The 20,245-nt window shown below is 48.0% G+C and carries 22 protein-coding genes and 1 tRNA gene; 11 read left to right on the plus strand and 12 right to left on the minus strand.

From position 1 onward, the window contains the following. Positions 1–49: 49 nt before the first annotated feature. The gene (locus BFR57_RS09865) at positions 50–1,681 is read right to left on the minus strand and encodes a DUF3413 domain-containing protein (protein ID WP_071463773.1); all 1,632 of its coding nucleotides are present in this window, start codon (positions 1,679–1,681) and stop codon (positions 50–52) included. A gap of 70 nt (positions 1,682–1,751) precedes the next feature. Here BFR57_RS09865 and yejK point away from each other — a divergent pair, with 70 nt between their 5' ends. Further along, positions 1,752–2,798, plus strand: a complete 1,047-nt coding sequence (gene yejK / locus BFR57_RS09870; RefSeq protein WP_071463774.1) for a nucleoid-associated protein YejK — start codon at positions 1,752–1,754, stop codon at positions 2,796–2,798. A gap of 68 nt (positions 2,799–2,866) precedes the next feature. Here the strand turns inward: yejK and cspD are convergent, their stop codons facing one another. Continuing rightward, positions 2,867–3,082 (minus strand): cold shock domain-containing protein CspD, encoded by a 216-nt coding sequence (gene cspD, locus BFR57_RS09875; protein ID WP_071463775.1) that lies wholly within the window; start codon positions 3,080–3,082, stop codon positions 2,867–2,869. A gap of 226 nt (positions 3,083–3,308) precedes the next feature. Between cspD and clpS the strand changes: the two genes are divergently transcribed. Beyond that, positions 3,309–3,623 carry an ATP-dependent Clp protease adapter ClpS gene (gene clpS, locus BFR57_RS09880; RefSeq protein WP_071463776.1) on the plus strand — a complete coding sequence of 105 codons (315 nt, stop codon included), beginning with the start codon at positions 3,309–3,311 and terminating at the stop codon, positions 3,621–3,623. 37 nt (positions 3,624–3,660) lie between these two features. After that, the gene (gene clpA, locus BFR57_RS09885; RefSeq protein WP_071463777.1) at positions 3,661–5,931 is read left to right on the plus strand and encodes an ATP-dependent Clp protease ATP-binding subunit ClpA; all 2,271 of its coding nucleotides are present in this window, start codon (positions 3,661–3,663) and stop codon (positions 5,929–5,931) included. A 60-nt stretch (positions 5,932–5,991) separates the two neighbouring features. On the opposite strand, the gene infA is transcribed toward clpA, so the two are convergent. From infA to ald, 5 genes are all read right to left on the minus strand, one after another. Then, positions 5,992–6,210 (minus strand): translation initiation factor IF-1, encoded by a 219-nt coding sequence (gene infA / locus BFR57_RS09890; protein WP_071463778.1) that lies wholly within the window; start codon positions 6,208–6,210, stop codon positions 5,992–5,994. Between the two features lie 49 nt (positions 6,211–6,259). After that, positions 6,260–6,979 (minus strand): arginyltransferase, encoded by a 720-nt coding sequence (locus tag BFR57_RS09895; protein ID WP_071463779.1) that lies wholly within the window; start codon positions 6,977–6,979, stop codon positions 6,260–6,262. Beyond that, positions 6,976–7,680, minus strand: coding sequence for a leucyl/phenylalanyl-tRNA--protein transferase (gene aat, locus BFR57_RS09900; RefSeq protein WP_071463780.1), 705 nt, complete (start codon positions 7,678–7,680; stop codon positions 6,976–6,978). Before aat ends, BFR57_RS09895 begins: the two co-directional genes overlap by 4 nt. Positions 7,681–7,701: 21 nt before the next feature. Beyond that, the gene (gene trxB / locus BFR57_RS09905) at positions 7,702–8,658 is read right to left on the minus strand and encodes a thioredoxin-disulfide reductase (RefSeq protein WP_006955954.1); all 957 of its coding nucleotides are present in this window, start codon (positions 8,656–8,658) and stop codon (positions 7,702–7,704) included. Between the two features lie 149 nt (positions 8,659–8,807). Beyond that, positions 8,808–9,935, minus strand: a complete 1,128-nt coding sequence (ald, locus tag BFR57_RS09910) for an alanine dehydrogenase (protein ID WP_006955952.1) — start codon at positions 9,933–9,935, stop codon at positions 8,808–8,810. A gap of 166 nt (positions 9,936–10,101) precedes the next feature. Between ald and lrp the strand changes: the two genes are divergently transcribed. The 6 genes from lrp (at position 10,102) to serS (ending at position 16,780) form a co-directional block, all read left to right on the plus strand. Next, positions 10,102–10,593: a leucine-responsive transcriptional regulator Lrp gene (gene lrp / locus BFR57_RS09915; protein ID WP_071463781.1), complete on the plus strand. Its 492-nt coding sequence runs from the start codon at positions 10,102–10,104 to the stop codon at positions 10,591–10,593. Between the two features lie 84 nt (positions 10,594–10,677). Then, positions 10,678–13,134: a DNA translocase FtsK gene (locus BFR57_RS09920; RefSeq protein WP_071463782.1), complete on the plus strand. Its 2,457-nt coding sequence runs from the start codon at positions 10,678–10,680 to the stop codon at positions 13,132–13,134. Between the two features lies 1 nt (position 13,135). Continuing rightward, positions 13,136–13,750: an outer membrane lipoprotein chaperone LolA gene (lolA, locus tag BFR57_RS09925; protein WP_071463783.1), complete on the plus strand. Its 615-nt coding sequence runs from the start codon at positions 13,136–13,138 to the stop codon at positions 13,748–13,750. Further along, positions 13,737–15,092, plus strand: coding sequence for a replication-associated recombination protein A (locus BFR57_RS09930; RefSeq protein ID WP_071463784.1), 1,356 nt, complete (start codon positions 13,737–13,739; stop codon positions 15,090–15,092). Before lolA ends, BFR57_RS09930 begins: the two co-directional genes overlap by 14 nt. Next, positions 15,079–15,471: a fluoride efflux transporter CrcB gene (gene crcB, locus BFR57_RS09935; RefSeq protein WP_006955946.1), complete on the plus strand. Its 393-nt coding sequence runs from the start codon at positions 15,079–15,081 to the stop codon at positions 15,469–15,471. The genes BFR57_RS09930 and crcB overlap by 14 nt, the downstream gene beginning before the upstream one ends. Positions 15,472–15,487: 16 nt before the next feature. Continuing rightward, positions 15,488–16,780, plus strand: a complete 1,293-nt coding sequence (gene serS, locus BFR57_RS09940) for a serine--tRNA ligase (RefSeq protein ID WP_006955945.1) — start codon at positions 15,488–15,490, stop codon at positions 16,778–16,780. A gap of 4 nt (positions 16,781–16,784) precedes the next feature. Here the strand turns inward: serS and BFR57_RS09945 are convergent, their stop codons facing one another. The 5 genes from BFR57_RS09945 to BFR57_RS09965 form a co-directional block, all read right to left on the minus strand. Continuing rightward, complete coding sequence (locus BFR57_RS09945; RefSeq protein WP_006955944.1) at positions 16,785–17,114, minus strand: TusE/DsrC/DsvC family sulfur relay protein; 330 nt, start codon at positions 17,112–17,114, stop codon at positions 16,785–16,787. A 1-nt stretch (position 17,115) separates the two neighbouring features. Then, entirely contained in the window at positions 17,116–17,385 is a 270-nt protein-coding gene (locus BFR57_RS09950; RefSeq protein ID WP_071463785.1) for a hypothetical protein, read from the minus strand. After that, positions 17,376–17,690: a hypothetical protein gene (locus BFR57_RS09955; RefSeq protein ID WP_071463786.1), complete on the minus strand. Its 315-nt coding sequence runs from the start codon at positions 17,688–17,690 to the stop codon at positions 17,376–17,378. The genes BFR57_RS09950 and BFR57_RS09955 overlap by 10 nt, the downstream gene beginning before the upstream one ends. Next, positions 17,687–18,025 (minus strand): DsrE/DsrF/TusD sulfur relay family protein, encoded by a 339-nt coding sequence (locus BFR57_RS09960; protein WP_071463787.1) that lies wholly within the window; start codon positions 18,023–18,025, stop codon positions 17,687–17,689. Before BFR57_RS09960 ends, BFR57_RS09955 begins: the two co-directional genes overlap by 4 nt. Positions 18,026–18,100: 75 nt before the next feature. Next, positions 18,101–18,769: a Bax inhibitor-1/YccA family protein gene (locus tag BFR57_RS09965; RefSeq protein ID WP_071463788.1), complete on the minus strand. Its 669-nt coding sequence runs from the start codon at positions 18,767–18,769 to the stop codon at positions 18,101–18,103. Between the two features lie 291 nt (positions 18,770–19,060). Here BFR57_RS09965 and BFR57_RS09970 point away from each other — a divergent pair. Beyond that, a tRNA-Ser gene (locus BFR57_RS09970) sits at positions 19,061–19,152 on the plus strand. A gap of 111 nt (positions 19,153–19,263) precedes the next feature. Further along, on the plus strand, positions 19,264–20,238 hold the full coding sequence (locus tag BFR57_RS09975; protein WP_071463789.1) for a DUF3667 domain-containing protein: 975 nt from the start codon (positions 19,264–19,266) through the stop codon (positions 20,236–20,238). The last annotated feature ends 7 nt before the right edge of the window (positions 20,239–20,245 follow it).

Below are 20,245 nucleotides of genomic sequence, written 5' to 3' on the forward strand. Positions count from 1 at the left end.
AAGTGCAAGGCACAAATGCACTTAGCGCGTCTGTTCGCTGTTATTTTAATCAGTCTCTAGCGCGGCCGCTGAAGCGTTTGAGATCTTTGAGTGCATCAATTAACACAGGAACCGTCGGTTCGGCGCCGTCGAGGCGGCTGAAGTCATCGCGACGATAGATATTATACTGGCCGTTGTTATCGAGCACGGTAATCAACGCTTGGTCATAAATAACGATATACGGACTGTAGGTTTCTACTAGAGGCCAGCGCTCACCGCCATTCATCAGGTCTTCACCATTGCTAAAGCTCTGAGTACCACCAGCACATGACATGACACGAGATAGGGCGGTTGGCATGAGATCCATTAACCCGCCAATACTTTGTTGTGGCAATGCGAAATCTTTTTCCCACAAGGTGACACGCATATTTTCAGGTTTAAACTGCTGCTGTCCGAGAAGACCCTCAGTGTTACTGGGGGCGAGGCTCGAGAGCAGCACACGTTGTTGGCCTAAGCTTCCGAGTATCGCGGGTAGGCGATCGATATCTTCATGGCTCAGCAGCACAACGTTGACCTGGTTCTCGTTGCGTGGATAAAAACTACTCAGTGGCTCAGCATGCCAGTCGGCTTTAAACTGAGTAAGTCCGAGTTCTTGTGACCAATTAGGCGATGTATGCCAGCTCACATCGATGCCAAAGTCCGCTAATGGTTTTAGGTAAGCCGGTGATATGTTTTGATTCTCGATGGTCTCTTGATAAAAGTCGGGCAGACCATAAAGCAGTTGGAACAACCCGCCTTCACGACTGGGGTGTGCCAGTAATTGAATATCCACTTGAGTCAGGCCGTTGTCGTTGGCTGCTTCACCGACACGTTGTGACTGTTCGGCATTCAAACGATCAAATACAACCAGTGTAATGCCTTTGGTTTGCGATGTTTTTGAGCACAGCAACGTATTATGCGGGTAGCGTAAGCGAATATTTTCTGCCGACATCAGCTTTTGTTGCTGCGCCTGATAATTTTCCACTTCGATAAAGCCATGCTTCGACATCAGCGTTTTCGCTGTCGTCGGGTACGAGAGCGGGAATGTATCATCTTGCTGTGTTATCGGGTCATAGAGCTCAGCATCCGCCCAAACGTGAATACTGTGGCTAGCAAAAAAGCACAATACAAATACCGTGGTGGCCGGTGCGCCGAGGCGACGATGTTGGAGTTCAGAAAGGTGCTTCCACGTGTAGTTAGCGAGCAGCAGTTCAAAGCCTAACAGAATAAGAAAGCCCAACATGATCATTAAAATGATGACAAAACTTGCGCCGGTAAATGCGGCCTCGGCATCTTTCGCCATTTGTGCAAGTGAATAGGCGTTTAGATGATAGCCGTAGTGGCGGAAAAACAATGCATCAAAGATAAGTGCGACGATGCCAAGGGAGCTAATGAGCGCCGCAATGCTGCGTAACACCTTGGAGTAGGGAATAAGCAAGCAGAACGGAAATATCAGTATGATAAAGAACACGAACGGCAGAAATGCGAAGTGCCCGATCCAGTTCACAATGAGATAAACGGTACTGATGAACGTGGTCGGCGACGGCGTTGAATCAATATAGATAATGCCGATAAGGAGACACAAAATAATGTTGGCGAAGGTAAACCAATGACCCCAACTTATCAGTCGTGCAATTTTATCGCGACGTTGGTTCTTTCCCATTCTGTGTCTATCCCGTGCTACAATCTGCCAAATAGTCTAACACAGCGATTTTGCAAGGATAGTCCTAGTTATGCAACTGGCCATTGAAAATAGCATTATTCACCAGTTTTACAGCCATGATGACCAAATTGGTTTGCGTCTCGCGCCAGAACCTTTATCTGATGATGAGCAACTGCACGAGTTACTCGAGGAACTGACCACGGTTTATACCAGTAAACCAGCTAAAGGCTACGCTAGCTTCTTAACAGAGGCCGACGAGGCGGAAGAAGTCAGTGATTTCCCGGTACTACTTAAACAGTGGCAAGCACAAGAGTTAGAATTTGTTGAGTTGAGCCAACGGGCAGCGAAATTATTGTTAGAACAGCTGCAAAACTATCAAATGCTCGAAGCGGGCTTTTTATTGGTGACGCGATATCAACATTTGAGTACTGATTATTTATTGGTCGCATTTTTACCAGTAAAAGTAGGCGTGACGATTAACCCTAACTTGGCTGTTGACCGATCATCGCAATTAGACATTAGCAAAGTGCAACTCGCAGCGCGGATTGACCTGACTGAGTGGCAAACCGATCCCGAGAGCCAACGCTATATTTCCTTCATCAAAGGTCGTGCTGGACGCAAAGTATCTGACTTCTTCTTGGATTTCTTGGGCTGTACTGAGCGGTTGGATGCTAAGTCGCAAACTAAACGCTTGGTGGATGCAGTAACAGAGTTTGGTAAGCAAGCAGAACTGCCACCGGAGCAACGTCAATCGCTTAATGCAGTGGCTTATGAATATTGCGACCAACAATGGAAGCAGGGTGAAGACGTCAAGGTCAAAGACTTGTCGGAGCATTTCTCTCAAGCACAGCCGACCGAACGTAGCTTTGAAGAGTTTACGCAAGCGCTGTCGCACGAGGATAAACCTGCACTGGATGAGTCCTTTCCTACGGATCGGTCCACGTTGCGAAAATTGGTTAAATTTCAAGGCCAAGGTGGCGGTGTGAGCGTGGCATTTGACCATACGCAGTTGGGCGAGCGTGTAGAATATGATCCGGAGACAGATAAACTAACGATTCATGGCACGCCGCCTAATTTGCGTGATCAATTGCGTCGTTACTTTGGTATAGATTCTTAAGGGGTATTAATCCTTAAGAGGCTAGAATTGCAAAACGCCGCAGGGCGGCGTTTTGCAAATAGGCTTTCTTACTGTTTGTCCGCGTGAGGAACAATGTTTGAGGCATGCAGTCCTTTTGGACCTTCCTCGAGTTCAAACTCTACGGTTTGACCCGCTTTTAACGTGCGATAGCCTTCCATATCGATCGTTGAGTAATGAGCGAAAATGTCACCCTCGCGGTCCTCACTCTCAATAAAGCCAAAACCTTTGGAGTTGTTGAACCATTTGACTTTTCCGGTTGCCATACATCTACTTCCTTCTTCTATCGAAAAGAATTTTGTTATTATTAGATTGGGTTGTCTCAGGTGTGGTTGAAAATTCCATCAACCAACACCATGTTTTACTCTAGGACACAGAGTATAATAGTCAAGTAGATGTGATGAAAAAATCGACATTTTTGTTAAAAAATTAAACAAAAATTGTCCAGCGCGATTAGGCAAATCAGCTATAGTGATAATAGGTTGTTAATTCATGAGCCAGTTTGATCATCAACACGTATATGATGTTGAGGAAGACAGTAAACACGAACTGAAACCACCCTCGATGTATAAGGTCATATTGAATAATGATGACTATACACCGATGGACTTCGTAATCGAGGTGTTGATAAAGTTTTTTCGTATGAACAATGAAAAAGCGACCGACACCATGTTACAAGTGCACTATAAAGGCAAAGCCGTGTGTGGTGTGTATTCAGCAGAGATTGCTGAAACTAAAGTGGTGCAGGTAAATCAGTACGCTCGTGAAAACCAGCACCCTTTGCTCTGTACCATGGAGCATGAGTAAGATTCGAGCACAGCCGTAGTACGGTAAGGAGAGTGGTATGTTAAACAAGGCGTTAGAACTTACCTTGAACGATGCGTTCAGACTGGCGCGTGAGCGTCGTCATGAACTGATGACGGTTGAGCATTTGCTCGTGGCTTTGCTCGATAATCCAGACGCAGCTGAAGTGCTGCGTGCCTGCGGACTCAATTTTGAGCAGCTGAAAGAAGAGCTCATTAGCTACATTGATCGCAGCACACCGACCTTTGATGACCAAGATGATGGCGCCGATACGCAACCGACGTTAGGTTTCCAGCGCGTGTTACAACGTGCTGTGTTCCATGTGCAGTCCTCGGGTAATGCCGAAGTGAGTGGCGCAAACGTGTTGGTGGCTATCTTCAGTGAACAAGAGTCACAAGCTGTTTACTTGTTAAACAAGCATGATATTACTCGATTAGATATTGTTAATTATATTTCGCATGGCATCGCCCGCTCGCAAGACGAGCCGATGGATGAACATATTGCCGATGAAGAGGAAATGGCTGCAGCAAGCGAAGAGCAGCAAACCCACCTTAAACGTTTCTGTACTAACCTCAATGTGCAGGCGAAAGAGGGGAAGATTGATCCCTTAATTGGACGCGATGATGAGCTTGAGCGCTGCGCACAAATTCTGTGCCGTCGTCGCAAAAATAACCCACTTTTGGTGGGCGAAGCCGGTGTAGGTAAAACGGCAATTGCCGAAGGCTTAGCTTACCGTATCGTCAACAACCAAGTCCCTGATATTCTGCAAGAAGCCGTTATCTACTCGTTGGATATGGGCGGCTTATTGGCCGGCACAAAGTACCGCGGTGACTTTGAAAAACGCTTCAAACAGTTGTTGAAAGAGTTAGGTGAAAAAGAACACGCCATCTTATTTATTGACGAGATCCACACGATTATTGGCGCGGGCGCGGCCAGTGGCGGTGTGCTAGATGCCTCTAACTTGCTAAAACCATTACTTTCAAGTGGCCAGCTCAAGTGTATTGGTTCAACAACTTATACCGAGTTCAAAAACATCTTTGAAAAAGATCGCGCGCTAGTGCGTCGATTCCAAAAAGTGGATGTTAGTGAACCGAGCGTGGAAGATACCACGAAAATTTTGATGGGTTTAAAAGAACGCTACGAAGACCATCATGGTATTCGTTACACCCAGCCCGCGATCAAAGCAGCGGCTGAGCTAGCGGCAAAATACATTAATGAGCGTCATTTGCCTGATAAGGCGATTGATGTGATGGACGAGGCGGGCGCGCAACAACGTTTGCTACCTCCGTCTAAGCGTAAGAAAACCGTCGGTGTGCAAGATATCGAGGCGATTATTGCTAAGATCGCGCGTATCCCAGAACAGTCGGTTTCACGCACAGACCAAGACATTCTCAAGCAGCTCGATCGCAACTTGAAGATGGTGGTGTTTGGTCAGGATGAAGCGATTGACAAACTGAGCTCTGCGATTCGTTTGTCGCGGTCAGGGCTTGGCAATGAACATACCCCTATCGGGTCGTTCTTGTTCGCAGGTCCGACAGGCGTGGGTAAAACTGAGGTGACTCAGCAACTTGCCAAAGCAATGGGCATTGAACTGATTCGCTTCGATATGTCGGAGTACATGGAAAGGCACGCAGTCAGTCGTTTGATTGGTGCGCCTCCAGGCTATGTCGGTTTTGATCAAGGCGGGTTGTTAACTGACGCAGTGATTAAACAGCCTCATTCGGTACTGCTGCTTGATGAGATCGAGAAAGCCCATCCGGATGTTTACAACATCTTGTTGCAGGTAATGGACAACGGCACATTGACGGATAACAACGGTCGTAAGGCGGATTTCCGTAATGTCATTATTGTGATGACGACTAACGCGGGTGTGCGTGAAACAGTTCGTAAGTCAATTGGCTTTAAGCAACAGGATCACAGTCACGATGCGATGGCAGAAATCAACCGCACCTTTACGCCGGAGTTCCGTAACCGTCTTGATGGTATCGTGTGGTTTAACCATCTAAGTGAAGAGGTTATCTTGCAGGTGGTCGATAAGTTTATCACCGAGTTGCAAGCACAGTTAGACCGTAAAGGGGTGTCTCTTGAGGTTGAATCCAAAGCAATCGATTGGCTTGCGAAGAAAGGCTACGACAAGCAAATGGGTGCACGTCCAATGGGTCGCATTATTCAGGAACACCTGAAAAAACCGTTGGCAAACGAAATCTTGTTTGGTCATTTGACGCGTGGTGGTCGAGTGAAAGTGTCGCTGGATAACAACGATGAACTGAAATTTGATTACGACAGCACCAACGAAGCGATTGAGAGCTAACTGTGAAACGCAGTCAGAAATAAAAAAGGGGCGTTGAGCCCCTTTTTTATTGAATCGTGATTAACGGGCGCGGAAGACGATGCGTCCTTTACTCAAGTCGTAAGGGGTAAGCTGAACGGTTACAGTATCACCCGTTAAGATACGGATGTAGTGCTTACGCATTTTGCCAGAGATGTGTGCAGTCACCACGTGACCGTTCTCTAGTTCAACTCGAAACATAGTATTTGGCAAGGTGTCTAATACCGTACCTTGCATTTCAATGCTGTCTTCTTTCGCCATTAAAATCCTCTAGAATTTAACTAATGAGCGTACATTGTACGCATAGGGTTCATTTTTGTGTGTTAGATTTTACCGCTTTTTTCCATTGATTGCCAATAAGCCGTTCATTTGGTGTAAAACGGGCCTTATAGTTCATCTTGTCGCAGCTATCAATTTGGTATCCAAGATAGAGATAATCCAGCCCTTGCGCCTCTGTCCACTCGACTAAACTCAAGATAGAGTATGTACCCAACGAGCGTTTGTGTTGCTCAGGGTCAAAAAAAGTATACATAGCTGAGCTTGACCGCGTGAGCACATCAACGATACTCACCATCGTCAGCTTGCCCTCGCTGTCTCGCCACTCAAAAAACTGTGGCTTCATCCAATCGGCATCACACCAAAGCCAAAATGATTCTGGGTCGGGCGGATACATGGCGCCATCAGCGTGACGTTGCTCAATAAAACGACAGAAGAGCGAGGTGTAGTCAGGTTGAGGCTTATCGACAATTGAAAGCACTAAATCGCGGTTTTTATTTAACACCCGCTTTTGATTTTTGCTGAAACTAAAATCGCTGACCGGTATACGAAGCGATTCGCAGGCTTGGCAAAATTCACAGTGGGGACGATACACATCGTTATGGCTGCGACGAAATCCATGTGACATTAAGTGCTCATACAAATGAGAATTCATAGGTGTCTCTTCGTCGGCAACGGTAACGATTAAACGCTCTTCCTGATCCTTGAGATAACCACAAGGGCGGGTGCCTGTAATACCGAGTTTAACACTCATAAATAACGACTAATATCTCCTAACGACCAAAAGTCGTCAGTTAGTGGGCGATCGCGTAACGCAAATAATTGCTCTAGAAAATGCTCGCGGGCCATTGGCACCGCGCCGAGTGACGTTAAATGGGGATTTTCCATTTGGCAATCAATTAATTGACCCCCGTGCTCAACAAAGGCATTCGCAAAACAGTGCAAAGCCACTTTAGACGCGTTAGTCGCACGGTGAAACATACTTTCGCCACAAAACAGACGACCGACACTGACACCATATAAGCCGCCCACTAGGGCTTCGTCGAGCCACACTTCGACCGAATGGGCATGTCCTTTTCTATGCAGCTCAATATACGCCTCACGCATAGGTTCAGTAATCCAAGTGCCTTCGTGCTCGGCGCGTATTGTTGCACATTCATCAATCACTTCCTCAAAGGCATGATTCAGTGTGACTCGCCAAGGTTGGCGTCGCATGGCTTTCTTCAACGAACGCGAGCAATGGATATCGCCAGGTACAAAAACAGCGCGCGGATTGGGGGACCACCATAAAATCGGATCGTCGGCCGCAAACCACGGGAAAATACCTGAGCGATAGGCACTCACCAAGCGTGCCTCTGAGAGGTCGCCGCCCACCGCAAGTAAGCCGTTAGGCTCTGCCAGTGCCATCGACACTGGCGGAAAGCTGACTGAGCTAGAACTCAGCTCGACTATCATAGGCGGCGACTCACAATAGGATTACTTAGTTAATGCGTCCAGATAACGTTCAGCATCCAGTGCAGCCATGCAGCCCGTGCCTGCCGAGGTAATGGCTTGGCGATACACGTGGTCCATGACATCGCCAGCGGCAAATACGCCCGGAATGCTGGTTGCAGTTGCGTTACCTTCAAGGCCGCTTTGAACGACGATATAGCCGTTGTTCATTTCGAGTTGGCCATCGAATAAGCCTGTGTTGGGTTGATGACCAATGGCAATAAAACAACCAGCGACATCTAGCTCCGACGTGCTACCGTCTTTTGTGTCTTTGATACGAACACCCGTCACGCCTGAGTCATCACCTAAGACTTCGTCTAAGGTCTTGTTCAAGTGGAGGGTCACGTTACCGTTCTCGGCTTTTTCCATCAGACGATCCGACAAGATCTTCTCAGAACGGAACGTATCACGGCGGTGAATGACATGCACTTCACTGGCAATATTTGACAGGTAGAGTGCTTCTTCTACCGCAGTATTACCGCCACCGACGACACATACTTTTTGATTCTTATAGAAAAAGCCGTCACAGGTCGCGCAAGCAGAAACGCCTTTGCCCATAAACGCCTCTTCTGAGTCCAAACCGAGATATTTGGCGGATGCGCCGGTTGAGATAATCACTGAGTCAGCCGTATATTCGCCTACATCGCCTTTTAAGCGGAAAGGGCGCTCTGAGAAGTCGACTTTGTTGATGTGGTCAAACACGATTTCTGTGTCAAAGCGCTCGGCGTGCTGCTGCATGCGCACCATTAAATCAGGTCCGGTTAACCCTTCAGCATCGCCCGGCCAGTTTTCAACGTCGGTAGTGGTCGTTAGCTGACCACCTTGTTGCATACCGGTGACCAATACCGGGTCAAGGTTTGCGCGCGCAGCATAGACTGCGGCGGTATAGCCCGCAGGCCCAGAGCCCAAAATCAAAAGTTTACAATGCTTGGCTTCAGCCATGGTGTTGCTCCTACTACAGAATGTGTTTCAGTTATATGTTTAGCTATGGGGTCGATTGTATGGATTGCAAGGAAAAGGCACAAGAACAACATAAAAAAAGCTCACCATTTTAGGTGAGCTTTTCTGTTCAGTTGCGCTTACTTGTCTAATTATTTAGAGAGCGCTTCACGCGGATCGATGTAGTCGAGGCTTAATTCTTCGCCTAAGTCATCGTGGACCGCTTTATAAGTGATTTTACCACCGTGCATGTTCAAACCACGCAACAGATGCTCGTTTTCTAACATGGCTTGGTTGCCTTTGTTAGCCAACGCGATACCGTAAGGCAAGGTTGCATTGTTAAGCGCGATAGTTGAAGTGCGTGCAACACCACCTGGCATGTTCGCAACACAGTAGTGAACAACATCATCAATCACGTATACCGGATCTTGGTGCGTTGTTGCGTATGAAGTTTCGAAACAACCACCTTGGTCAATCGCAACATCTACCAACACTGAACCTGGCTTCATGTTTTTGATGTGCTCGCGCGTCAAGAGTTTAGGTGCCGCTGCGCCTGGAATCAGCACTGCGCCAACAACTAAATCAGCTTCACGTGAATACTTGTCGATAGCATCTACAGTTGAGTAGATCGTGGTGACTTGACCATTGAAGATATCATCGATCTCGCGTAGACGCGGCAATGAGCGGTCAAGAATGGTGACGTCAGCGCCTAAGCCCAACGCCATTTTCGCAGCGTTAGTTCCGACAACACCACCACCGATGATGAGTACTTTGCCCGGCGCAACGCCAGGAACGCCACCTAGCAATGTGCCGCTGCCGCCGTGTGCTTTTTCAAGGTAATGCGCGCCTGCTTGAATTGACATGCGACCCGCAACTTCGCTCATAGGTGCTAAAAGCGGAAGACCATTGCGGTTATCAGTGACTGTCTCGTATGCGATAGCAGTACAACCTGATTCAGCCAATAATTTAGTTTGTGTTGGATCAGGTGCCAAGTGCAAGAAGGTGTAAAGGATTTGGCCTTCACGTAACATCTTACATTCGTTTGGCTGAGGTTCCTTAACTTTGACAATCATATCAGCACGCTCGAAGATCTCTTCTGGCGTTTCAACAATTGAAGCGCCGGCGGCTTGATAGTCTTCGTTAGTAAAACCAATCGCAGCACCGCCGTTGTTTTCAACGATAACGTCGTGACCATTCGCAACATATTCGCGAACAGCTGCAGGCGTTAAACCGATACGATACTCGTGGTTTTTAATTTCCTTAGGAACACCTATTAACATACTCACCCTCTATAATTGACACGCATTGAGTGCGTTTTATCTGCTGATGTGATTGGTAAATTTCGTGGCGCAATTATAGACTGAAAACAAACTGGATTACGCACTTTTTTTAACCTAGTTTATAGTGATATATTAGGGCTAACTAATTAAATGACGCGATAAAATCATGAGATTTCCAGAAAACACCGATGAAATCACTATTGACAGAATTGACCGTAAGATCTTACGCATACTGCAAGACGATGGACGTATTGCCAACGTGGCACTTGCGAAGCGAGTGGGGTTGAGCGCAACGGCTTGTTTAGAAAGGGTAAAAAAGCTTGAACGAGAGGGTGTTATAGAGAGTTACCATGCCCGTATTAACCCAGCCAAGCTCGGCGCTAACTTGATGGTGTTTGTCGAAATTACCTTGTCGCGTACATCGGCGGACGCTTTCGCTGAATTCAGTGAGGCGGCGCGTAAAACCGAAGAGATTCTGGAGTGTCACTTAGTTGCAGGGGACTTTGATTTTCTCATCAAGGCGCGGGTACCTGACATGCGCGCGTACCGCAAATTACTCGGTGAAACCTTGCTGATGATGCCGGGTGTCGACGAATCGCGCACCTATGTTGTAATGGAAGAAGTAAAACAAGAGAATAAAGTTCTAGTAAAGGGCTAACATTAGCAGCGAGATTCGCTACAATCGGGGGCAGAGAGCCTCCACTATAATAAGATCCCAATGACAGGAAGCATAAGACGAGCAATGACAGGTGTACAACGATTATTAGAAGCTGGCCTACTGATCAGCGGTGCGCTCGCGATTTTTCTATTTCTCGCACTCGTAAGTTTCAATCCAGCCGATCCGAGTTGGTCGCAGACGGGTTTCGAAGGCACCATCAATAATGCCGGCGGAGCGGTCGGTGCGTGGCTTGCTGATGTACTGTTATTTTCGTTTGGTTTTGTTGCATATTTAATTCCTTTTGCCTTTGCTGGTTTGGGTTACATGCTGTTTCGCAAAACTCATCAATTACTCGAGCTCGACTACCTAGCTGTTAGTTTGCGCCTCGTCGGTGCCATGCTCACGCTCATTGGCGCAGCCGCACTCTCTTCCATTAACTTTGATGACATTTATTACTTTTCAGCCGGTGGCGTATTTGGTGATGTGATTGCAGCCTCGGTGATGCCGTACTTAAATTTTGTCGGCTCAACCATCTTATTACTGACGTTCTTAGCCACGGGCCTCACCTTGGTGACTGGAATTAGCTGGCTGCAGGTCGCCGATAAGCTCGGTGAGTTATGCATTACTGGCGCGCTGTGGTGTTATGAACGCATCCGCACCGTATGGCAGTCGGATGGCACAAAAGGCCATGATCGCGATGCTAAAAAAGCAACTGATGACAACGAAGACGACGATGATACGCTCGATACCTCGGATTGGGATGAATCCACATTAGTAGAGCAAAAAGCAGAGGCTAAGCAAGAACCTGTACTGAACTTACCTTCATTGTCGGCATTAGATGAACACGAAATTGATAATGAAGACGAACCGCCGTTCGAACCGGATTCCGTCGTAGATGACAGCGATGCGCCACGGTTTTCGAAACAAGCGGCGGAAGCACGTAAGCGCAGTGAACCTGCACCCGCAACGGAAGCCAAAGCACAAGCTGAATCGCCAGTCGAGCAAGCAGGGCAGGGCGATACCCAAAGTAACGAGGCGGAAGCGTTACCACCATTACCTTCGATTGAGTTGCTCGATAGACCGAATAAGCAAGAGAACCCCATTACTCAAGAAGAGCTTGACCAAGTGTCACGCACGGTTGAAACCGTTCTCAAAGACTTTGGCGTTGATGTTACCGTTGCCAACGTGCAGCCAGGGCCCGTGATCACCCGCTTTGAACTCGACCTTGCCCCCGGTGTTAAAGTATCGAAGATTTCTAACTTAGCGAAGGATATTGCTCGTACTCTATCAGCCGTCGCCGTGCGCGTGGTTGAAGTCATTCCGGGTAAATCCTACGTCGGTTTGGAGTTACCTAATAAACACCGTGAAGTGGTTCAGCTCAGTGAAGTTATTCATCGCGACGCGTTTCAAAACAGCCAGTCGCCGCTGACCATGATTCTTGGTAAAAATATTGCGGGTTCGCCTGTGGTTGTTGACTTGGCGAAGATGCCTCACTTATTGGTGGCAGGTACAACAGGTTCGGGTAAATCAGTCGGTGTGAATGTGATGATCTTAAGCTTGCTCTACAAGAGCACGCCGGAAGATGTTCGTCTGATTATGATTGACCCGAAAATGCTTGAGCTTTCAGTGTATGAGGGGATTCCACACCTACTGACGGAAGTGGTCACAGATATGAAGGATGCTGCCAATGCGTTGCGTTGGTGTGTCGGCGAAATGGAACGCCGTTATAAACTTATGTCAGCATTAGGTGTGCGAAACCTTAAAGGCTATAACGCCAAAGTCATGGCCGCCAAAGAAGCGGGTGAGCCGCTCAAAGATCCTATTTGGAAGCCGGGTGATTCGATGGATGAAATGCCGCCTGAGCTCGAAAAACTGCCGAATATCGTCGTAGTCATCGATGAATTTGCCGATATGATGATGATTGTCGGTAAAAAAGTCGAAGAGCTTATCGCGCGCATTGCGCAGAAAGCGCGTGCTGCAGGTATTCATTTAATTTTGGCAACGCAGCGGCCATCGGTGGATGTTATTACCGGGTTGATTAAAGCCAATATTCCTACGCGTATTGCGTTCCAAGTATCGTCAAAAGTCGACTCACGCACTATTCTCGATCAACCGGGCGCGGAGCAGCTATTAGGGCAGGGTGATATGTTGTATTTGCCTCCGGGCAGCGGTTCACCCGTTCGTGTGCACGGCGCCTTTGTTGATGACCACGAAGTACACGCGGTGGTTGCCGATTGGAAGAAACGCGGTAAACCGAATTACCTCGAGGAAATCCTTTCGGGTGATCAAGGCGAAGACGCGTTATTACCGGGTGAGCAACAAGAAATGGACGAGGCTGAATCGGATCCTTTATATGATGAGGCGGTTGCCTTCGTGACCGAGACCCAGCGTGTTTCTGTGTCGAGTGTACAACGTAAATTCAGAATTGGTTATAACCGCGCGGCGCGTATCGTCGAACAAATGGAAATGTCGGGTGTCGTAAGTAGTGCTGGCAATAATGGCCAGCGTGATGTACTCGCACCGAGACCACCGAGGGATTAATATGAAGCAGTATGGAATCGCACTGGCGCTTATCGCGAGTGTGGTAATGAGCCCCTTAAGTTGGGCAACAGAACAAGCCAAACAGCAGTTGCAAGATAAAATGCAGCAACTCGAGAGTGTGCAAGCCAGCTTTGAACAAACGGTTACCGGCAGTAGTGGTGAGGTATTACAAAGCCTCACCGGTGAACTGGCGTTGCAACGACCTGCGATGTTGCGTTGGCGTAGTAATCCATCCGATGACACCTTACTTATCGCAGATGGTGAATCGGTTTGGTACTACAACCCGTTTGTTGAGCAAGTCACTGTTTATGCCCAGAGTAATGCAGTTGAAAACAGTCCATTGTTATTGTTGATGGAAGGCTCAAAAGAGCGTTGGCAGCAGTTTGACGTGACTTACGACGGTGCAGAGGGCGCGTTTGAAGTGGTGAACGAGAATACCGGTAGCGAGCTAAACTTGAGCTTCAGCGGAGATAAGTTGACTCGTATCGTGCTTAAACAAAAGCAAGGGGATACCACCACTATCGCACTCACTGATGTGGTAATGAACGAAAGCTTGCCGACCGACCTATTCCAATTTGATATCCCTGAAGGTGTCGAGGTCGATGACCAACGGTGAACTGGCGTTTGAAGAAGAACATGACTTTAGGCCACTGGCTGCGCGAATGCGTGCGCAGTCGCTGGACGAGTATGTAGGTCAAACACATCTACTTGCCGAAGGTAAACCCCTGTGGCAAGCGGTCGCGCAAGGACGTTTGCACTCAATGATTTTGTGGGGGCCGCCCGGAACAGGCAAAACCACCCTGGCAGAACTCATGGCGACCTCCGCCGATGCGACCGTATCACGCCTGAGTGCCATTACCTCAGGTGTAAAAGAGATTCGTCAAGCCATTGATGAAGCAAAACAGCGCGCTCAGCAACAAGGTCGCCGCACCTTACTGTTTGTCGATGAGGTACATCGGTTTAATAAAAGCCAACAAGATGCTTTCCTACCTTTTATCGAAGATGGCACGGTAATCTTTGTTGGTGCAACGACTGAAAATCCCGGTTTTGAGCTCAACAATGCACTATTGTCACGTGCCCGCGTGTATCGTCTTGAATCTATCAAGGCTGAAGATTTGCGGGCGCTTTTAAAGCGCACCTTGCAAGATCCTGAACGTGGTCTAGGCGCGCGTCACATCAGGCTCACCCCAGAAGCGGAAGACAGGCTGCTGGACTTAGCGGGCGGTGATGCACGCCGCATGCTCAACTACCTTGAAGTCGCAGCGGATTATTTATCCGAAGGCGAGGCTGAGCTTAACACTGAATTACTCTTGCACGCAGTCGGCGAGCAGCAAGCGGCCTTTGATAATAAAGGTGATCATTTCTACGATATCTTATCGGCATTTCATAAGTCAGTGCGTGGGTCATCACCCGACGGCGCACTGTATTGGTATGCACGTATTCTTGTCGGGGGCGGTGACCCTTTGATTGTCGCAAGAAGACTACTCGCCATTGCATCGGAAGACATTGGTAATGCCGACCCGCGTGCATTACAGATTGCCTTAAATGCATGGGATACGTTTCACCGTGTCGGTCCCGCAGAGGGCGAACGGGCGATTGCACAAGCGGTAGTGTATTGTGCGAGTGCTGCGAAAAGTAACGCCGTTTACAATGCGTTTAAAGCTGCGGTCGCGGCCGCAAAAGCTCACCCAACGGCTGAGGTGCCGAACCATTTGCGTAATGCACCGACCAAGATTCATAAAGAGCAAGGCTACGGTGAAGATTACCGTTATGCTCATAATTATCCTAATGCCTATGTGGCAGGAGAGCGCTACTTACCGGATGCGCTCGCAGACGCATACTTCTATCAGCCTGAACCGCGTGGTTTAGAAATAAAAATTAAAGACAAACTGCTCTGGCTTCGTCAACAAGACGAACGTAGCGAATGGCAACGAGGAAAGTCTGATGACAAGCCTTAGTCAATGGTTAATGGTCGCCGCGGGTGGCGCGATTGGCGCAAGTGCACGGCACGGCGTGGCTTTATTGATGTTAAGCACGGGTTGGCGGTTCCCTTTTGCGACGTTGATCGTTAACATAATAGGTTCTTTTTTATTAGGCGCTGTATACGCACATGTGCAACACCAAGGGCTCTCAGAGTCCGTGCGGTTATTTGTCGGCGTTGGCTTGCTCGGAGCCTTCACAACGTTTTCCACGTTCTCGGTCGAAGTGGTGCAGTTGGCGACTCAAGGCGAGTGGGGGCGAGCCTCAGTAAATATCGTACTCAACGTGGGGCTCTGCGTGTTAGGTGTCGCAGCAGCCATGGCGTTGTATAATTTCTTTATCATTAAACCGAATTAAGTGAAGTAGGATATCCATGCTAGATGCAAAATATTTCCGCGAGGAACTGCAACAAACCGCTGAGCGTTTAAAAACACGCGGCTTTGAGCTGAACATCGATGAGATTCAAGCACTCGAAGAACAGCGCAAATCGATCCAAGTAAAAACTGAGCAGTTGCAGGCTGAGCGTAACAGTCGCTCGAAAGCGATTGGTAAGGCAAAGCAGGCGGGTGAGGATATCCAGCCGTTGTTAGACGCGGTGAGTGATTTAGGTTCACAGCTTGATGCAGCAAAAGAAGAGCTACGTGAAGTACAAGACAAACTCGGCGCGTTGATTATGGGTGTGCCCAACTTGCCAGCTGAAGGCGTGCCTGAGGGTAAAGATGAATCGGAAAATCAAGAAATCAGCGTGTGGGGTGAGCCTCCGCAACTGGATTTTGAACCCAAAGATCATGTTGAATTGGCTGAAGCCTTGGCAAAAGGTATGGATTTTGAAGCCGCAGCTAAATTAACCGGCGCGCGCTTTGTCGTGATGCGTGGCAAGATTGCGCGTCTGCATCGTGCATTGACCCAGTTCATGTTGGATACGCATACAGAAGCCCATGGTTACGCTGAAACCTACGTACCTTACTTAGTAAACCATGACAGCCTTTATGGCACGGGGCAGTTACCTAAATTTGGTAAAGACCTGTTCCATATTCAGGGTGAGACAGAAGAGCAGATCCCACTGTCATTGATTCCGACCGCTGAAGTGCCGTTGACCAACTTAGCGCGTGATGAGATTTTCGATGAAGCTGAATTGCCCGTTAAATTAACCGCGCATACACCATGCTTCCGTAGTGAAGCCGGTTCGCACGGCCGTGATACGCGCGGTCTGATTCGTCAGCATCAGTTTGATAAAGTAGAGTTGGTTTGGCTCGCGCACCCAGAGCAGTCAATGGATGCGCTTGAGCAGCTCACCCAGCACGCTGAAACCATCTTACAAAAGCTTGGTTTAGCGTACCGTAAAGTGTTGTTGTGCACTGGAGACATGGGCTTTGGTGCAACTAAAACCTACGATCTCGAAGTCTGGTTACCGGCGCAAAATACCTATCGTGAGATTAGCTCATGCTCAAACATGGGTGATTTCCAGGCGCGTCGTATGCAAGCACGTTTCCGTCGTAAAGGCGCGAAAAAGCCCGAGTTATTGCACACGTTAAATGGCTCAGGTCTGGCAGTAGGGCGTACATTAGTAGCATTACTCGAGAACTATCAGCAAGCCGATGGTTCAATTGTGATTCCAGAAGTATTACGCCCGTACATGGGTGGTATCGAGCGCATTGAGGCGTAATCGGTTAAATACACTTCGCGGGTTTGGGTAAGCCCGCAATACGTGTTGCCTGCTTAGCAGGCCCTTTAGGAAACAGCCGGTAGAGGTATCGGCTGTTTGCTTTTTCTTCGCCGAGTTTCTTCTTCATCGCTTTTACCAGCACACGCATGGCCGGGCTGGTGTCATATTCGCGATAAAAATCCTGCACAAAATGCACCACTTCCCAATGAGCAGGCGTCATCTCGATATTCTCAAGCTCAGCAAAATGCAGAGCGAGCGGCTCGCTCCAATCGTCAAGGTGAGCTAAATAGTTGTGTTTGTCGGTTTCGTACTGCTTACCGTTAAATTCAATCATACTACCAAATCCAATGTTGCGTATGCGTTATAAGCTCCACCCATTGAGCATCGCTAATCACCTCGACCCAATCGACCGGTGCTACAGTCATCTCATGCGCTGGGATGACTATTTTACACAATTGCAAAGCCTGGGGACACGTCGCGGGTAAGTCCTTTGCAGAATCAGCGGTCAGGAGGATCGCGGTATGCTCAGTGAGCAATGCGTGCTGTTGCTCAAGCCAACTGATGAGGGGGCGCGTTTGAAGCCAATGAGTGCAATTCAGTTGCATGTGATCACCTCCGCAAAATTAAGCAGTAAGGCGTTTAAATCGCGTTTGGCTGTCCACTCGAATTCAATATCATCGTTGTCCAGTTGGGGCTCAAAATCGCTAGCTATCAAGACAGGTTCGGCATCGAGTAGTTCTAACATACCGTAGCGTTTATGAAGCTCAGACTGTAACGACATCCACGCATTATCCAGCATGATGAGTTGTACTGACTGATCTAAGCTGGCGAGCGATAAGACTAAATCGAGCGCTGAACGGGCGCATTCAAGTTCAGGGCTTAATTGAACAATGGCATAGTTCTTACTCATGATAAGGTCACCACTTTATCCGCCGTATTCATCCAACTTACCAACTGAGTGAGTCCCGCAGGTTCAAAGGCGGGGTTAAATTGCTCAATACCCTGACGCTCTGCAGCCGTATGACAGACCACCAAGTCGAAGTGATGCTGTCCTGCCAGCTCACACCAGCTTTGGCTGCACGGGTTGTTGGCTGCAGCGGCGCTGGCAAGGCTCACCGCATCGGCGTAGAAGAAAACGCCCGTCAGCGTATAGCCATCGTTAATTGCTTGTTCTGCAAAGCGTAGCGCCGCGCGATGTCGTGCATCGGCGTGCATACCTGCTTTGATAATGAGTGTCAGGTTCATGATGCTTAATGAGTCTATTGGTAAAAAAAAGCCCCGCAAAAGGCGGGGCTCAATTAAACACGCTATCGTGTATGTTTAATCGTCGCCGTTAAATGCCATCAATAATGTTAGCAAGTTAACGAACAAGTTATAAAGCGAAACATACAAAGTCACCGTGGCTAATATGTAGTTACGCTCGCCACCGTGAATAATTTCACTGGTTTGGTACATAATCAACATCGCCATCAATGGGATCATGATAGCCGACAGTGCTAATTGTAACGCAGGCATCTGGAAGAAGAAGTTAGCGAGCATCGCTACAACCACCATGATGATACCCGCAGTGATTAAACCGCCGAGCTTAGACATGTCCTTCTTAGTACTCAGTACATAACCTGATGTCGCAAAGAACGTCAATGCGGTGCCACCTAAAGCGGTTGCAACCATCTCGCCACCACCTGGCATTTGCAGCGCCATATTAAGGAGTGGACCTAAGGTATAACCCAAGAACCCGGTAAGGGCGAAGGTCAAAACGATACCCATGGCACTGTCTTTGGTTTTATGAATACCAAACAACAAACCAATATAAAGAATCAAGGTGATGAAAAAGCCTGGATAAGGCAAATTCATCATGGTGCTGATTGTTGCCGTCACAGCACTAAAAGCAAGTGTCATGGCAAGCAGTGCATAGGTGTTACGTAACACCTTATTCACTGAGCCGGCAATTTGCTGCTGACCGACATACATCTGACTACGATCGTTCATAGTTTTCTCCGTTGATTAACGCTAGTTTTTAAGACTCAAAATTTTTTAAAAAGTTTCTTTATAAATGATGCTTGTATACCCTTAGTATATGGGTACTGATACTACCTTTAAAGTAGTTTCTTAGGTAGGAAATTCGGTTTATTACCGTGAGTTAGCTCGAAAAGTGATCGCTTTGATTAAATCATCGCCAAACGAACCACATTTGACGACTTTATTTAAATTTTTACTTTACAAGCGCCGCGAAGGTCTTTAATATTCGCCTCGTCTTCAGGGGAAAGCCCCAAGGACAACGGAGAGGTGGCAGAGCTCGGTTGAATGCACCTGACTTGAAATCAGGCGTGGGTTCACACCCACCGGGGGTTCGAATCCCTCCCTCTCCGCCAAATTTCGAAAAGCCCGCTCATCGAGCGGGCTTTTTTCGTTTTAGCCTACTATTGTACTTCACCTGCGTTGCTGAATATACTGAGGCAATAATAAGAGATGGAGTGCGCCTCATGGAAGCGAGCCAACCACCCGCGACCCACATTTTATGCAAAAACTGTGATACCCCCCTTCAAGGTGAGTATTGTCATCGTTGTGGTCAGCAGGATAAACGTTACTTACGCAGTATATTTGCCGTTGTCGGCGACTTAATGGGCGAATTGGGTCATTGGGACTCGCGGTTTTACCGAACGCTCAGCGGCTTATTTATGCGTCCAGGCTTCTTGTCACTTGAATTTGTCCGAGGACGGCATGCCTCATACGTGCCCCCGTTACGTATGTATTTCTTCATGTCGTTGATTTCGTTCATGGTAATGCGTGCGTTGGTCGATTTTACGCCACAAGTCAATCAAGACCTATCGCCTGAGCAACAAGCCGAAATTCAACAGCAGATTGATAAAGCCGACGCAGTTTTGGCGACACAGAAGGAACCCTCTGCGGATATAACACCATCGGATGAAGAGCCGGCAACGCTCAATCTCGATTTAAAAGAGTTTCCGTTATTAGATGCCGAAGATGAAGACCTGCTTGAGCAAAAACTTAAGTTAATGCAACAGAATCCTGATGCTTTTATCGAGCGGCTAGTGGGGAACGCGCCTCAAGCGATGTTGCTCATGCTCCCGTTCTGGGCACTATTGCTTAAACTGTGTTACCCCTTTAGTAAGCATTATTACATTGAGCACTTGGCTGTTGCGTTGCACACCCATGCCTTTTTGTTGTTGTCGTTTATGATGCTGACAATTACGGATTCCAGTGCGGCTTGGTTGAGTACACAATTCGACTATCCATGGATTGATGAGCTTGCCAGTTACGCCGAGAACATACTGCTGATGTGGATGGTTGCGTACCTGCTGTTTACCCAGAAACTGTTTTATCAGCAGTCATGGCCCATGACGCTCTTTAAGTTCGTCATTTGCTCTTTTATTTATATCTTTTTAATAGCAGCCGCTTTCTTAGCACTGGTCGTGCTGGGCTTGTTGAGTAGTTAACCTAACG

This window comes from Idiomarina sp. MD25a (genome assembly GCF_001870515.1).
In the GTDB taxonomy this organism is placed as follows: domain Bacteria; phylum Pseudomonadota; class Gammaproteobacteria; order Enterobacterales; family Alteromonadaceae; genus Idiomarina.

Bases quoted from the DNA above. Each gene is read 5' to 3' on its own strand.
- BFR57_RS09865 (WP_071463773.1), bottom strand. From the start codon at position 1,681: ATGGGAAAGAACCAACGTCGCGATAAAATTGCACGACTGATAAGTTGG.
- yejK (WP_071463774.1), top strand. From the start codon at position 1,752: ATGCAACTGGCCATTGAAAATAGCATTATTCACCAGTTTTACAGCCAT.
- cspD (WP_071463775.1), bottom strand. From the start codon at position 3,082: ATGGCAACCGGAAAAGTCAAATGGTTCAACAACTCCAAAGGTTTTGGC.
- clpS (WP_071463776.1), top strand. From the start codon at position 3,309: ATGAGCCAGTTTGATCATCAACACGTATATGATGTTGAGGAAGACAGT.
- clpA (WP_071463777.1), top strand. From the start codon at position 3,661: ATGTTAAACAAGGCGTTAGAACTTACCTTGAACGATGCGTTCAGACTG.
- infA (WP_071463778.1), bottom strand. From the start codon at position 6,210: ATGGCGAAAGAAGACAGCATTGAAATGCAAGGTACGGTATTAGACACC.
- BFR57_RS09895 (WP_071463779.1), bottom strand. From the start codon at position 6,979: ATGAGTGTTAAACTCGGTATTACAGGCACCCGCCCTTGTGGTTATCTC.
- aat (WP_071463780.1), bottom strand. From the start codon at position 7,680: ATGATAGTCGAGCTGAGTTCTAGCTCAGTCAGCTTTCCGCCAGTGTCG.
- trxB (WP_006955954.1), bottom strand. From the start codon at position 8,658: ATGGCTGAAGCCAAGCATTGTAAACTTTTGATTTTGGGCTCTGGGCCT.
- ald (WP_006955952.1), bottom strand. From the start codon at position 9,935: ATGTTAATAGGTGTTCCTAAGGAAATTAAAAACCACGAGTATCGTATC.
- lrp (WP_071463781.1), top strand. From the start codon at position 10,102: ATGAGATTTCCAGAAAACACCGATGAAATCACTATTGACAGAATTGAC.
- BFR57_RS09920 (WP_071463782.1), top strand. From the start codon at position 10,678: ATGACAGGTGTACAACGATTATTAGAAGCTGGCCTACTGATCAGCGGT.
- lolA (WP_071463783.1), top strand. From the start codon at position 13,136: ATGAAGCAGTATGGAATCGCACTGGCGCTTATCGCGAGTGTGGTAATG.
- BFR57_RS09930 (WP_071463784.1), top strand. From the start codon at position 13,737: ATGACCAACGGTGAACTGGCGTTTGAAGAAGAACATGACTTTAGGCCA.
- crcB (WP_006955946.1), top strand. From the start codon at position 15,079: ATGACAAGCCTTAGTCAATGGTTAATGGTCGCCGCGGGTGGCGCGATT.
- serS (WP_006955945.1), top strand. From the start codon at position 15,488: ATGCTAGATGCAAAATATTTCCGCGAGGAACTGCAACAAACCGCTGAG.
- BFR57_RS09945 (WP_006955944.1), bottom strand. From the start codon at position 17,114: ATGATTGAATTTAACGGTAAGCAGTACGAAACCGACAAACACAACTAT.
- BFR57_RS09950 (WP_071463785.1), bottom strand. From the start codon at position 17,385: ATGCAACTGAATTGCACTCATTGGCTTCAAACGCGCCCCCTCATCAGT.
- BFR57_RS09955 (WP_071463786.1), bottom strand. From the start codon at position 17,690: ATGAGTAAGAACTATGCCATTGTTCAATTAAGCCCTGAACTTGAATGC.
- BFR57_RS09960 (WP_071463787.1), bottom strand. From the start codon at position 18,025: ATGAACCTGACACTCATTATCAAAGCAGGTATGCACGCCGATGCACGA.
- BFR57_RS09965 (WP_071463788.1), bottom strand. From the start codon at position 18,769: ATGAACGATCGTAGTCAGATGTATGTCGGTCAGCAGCAAATTGCCGGC.
- BFR57_RS09975 (WP_071463789.1), top strand. From the start codon at position 19,264: ATGGAAGCGAGCCAACCACCCGCGACCCACATTTTATGCAAAAACTGT.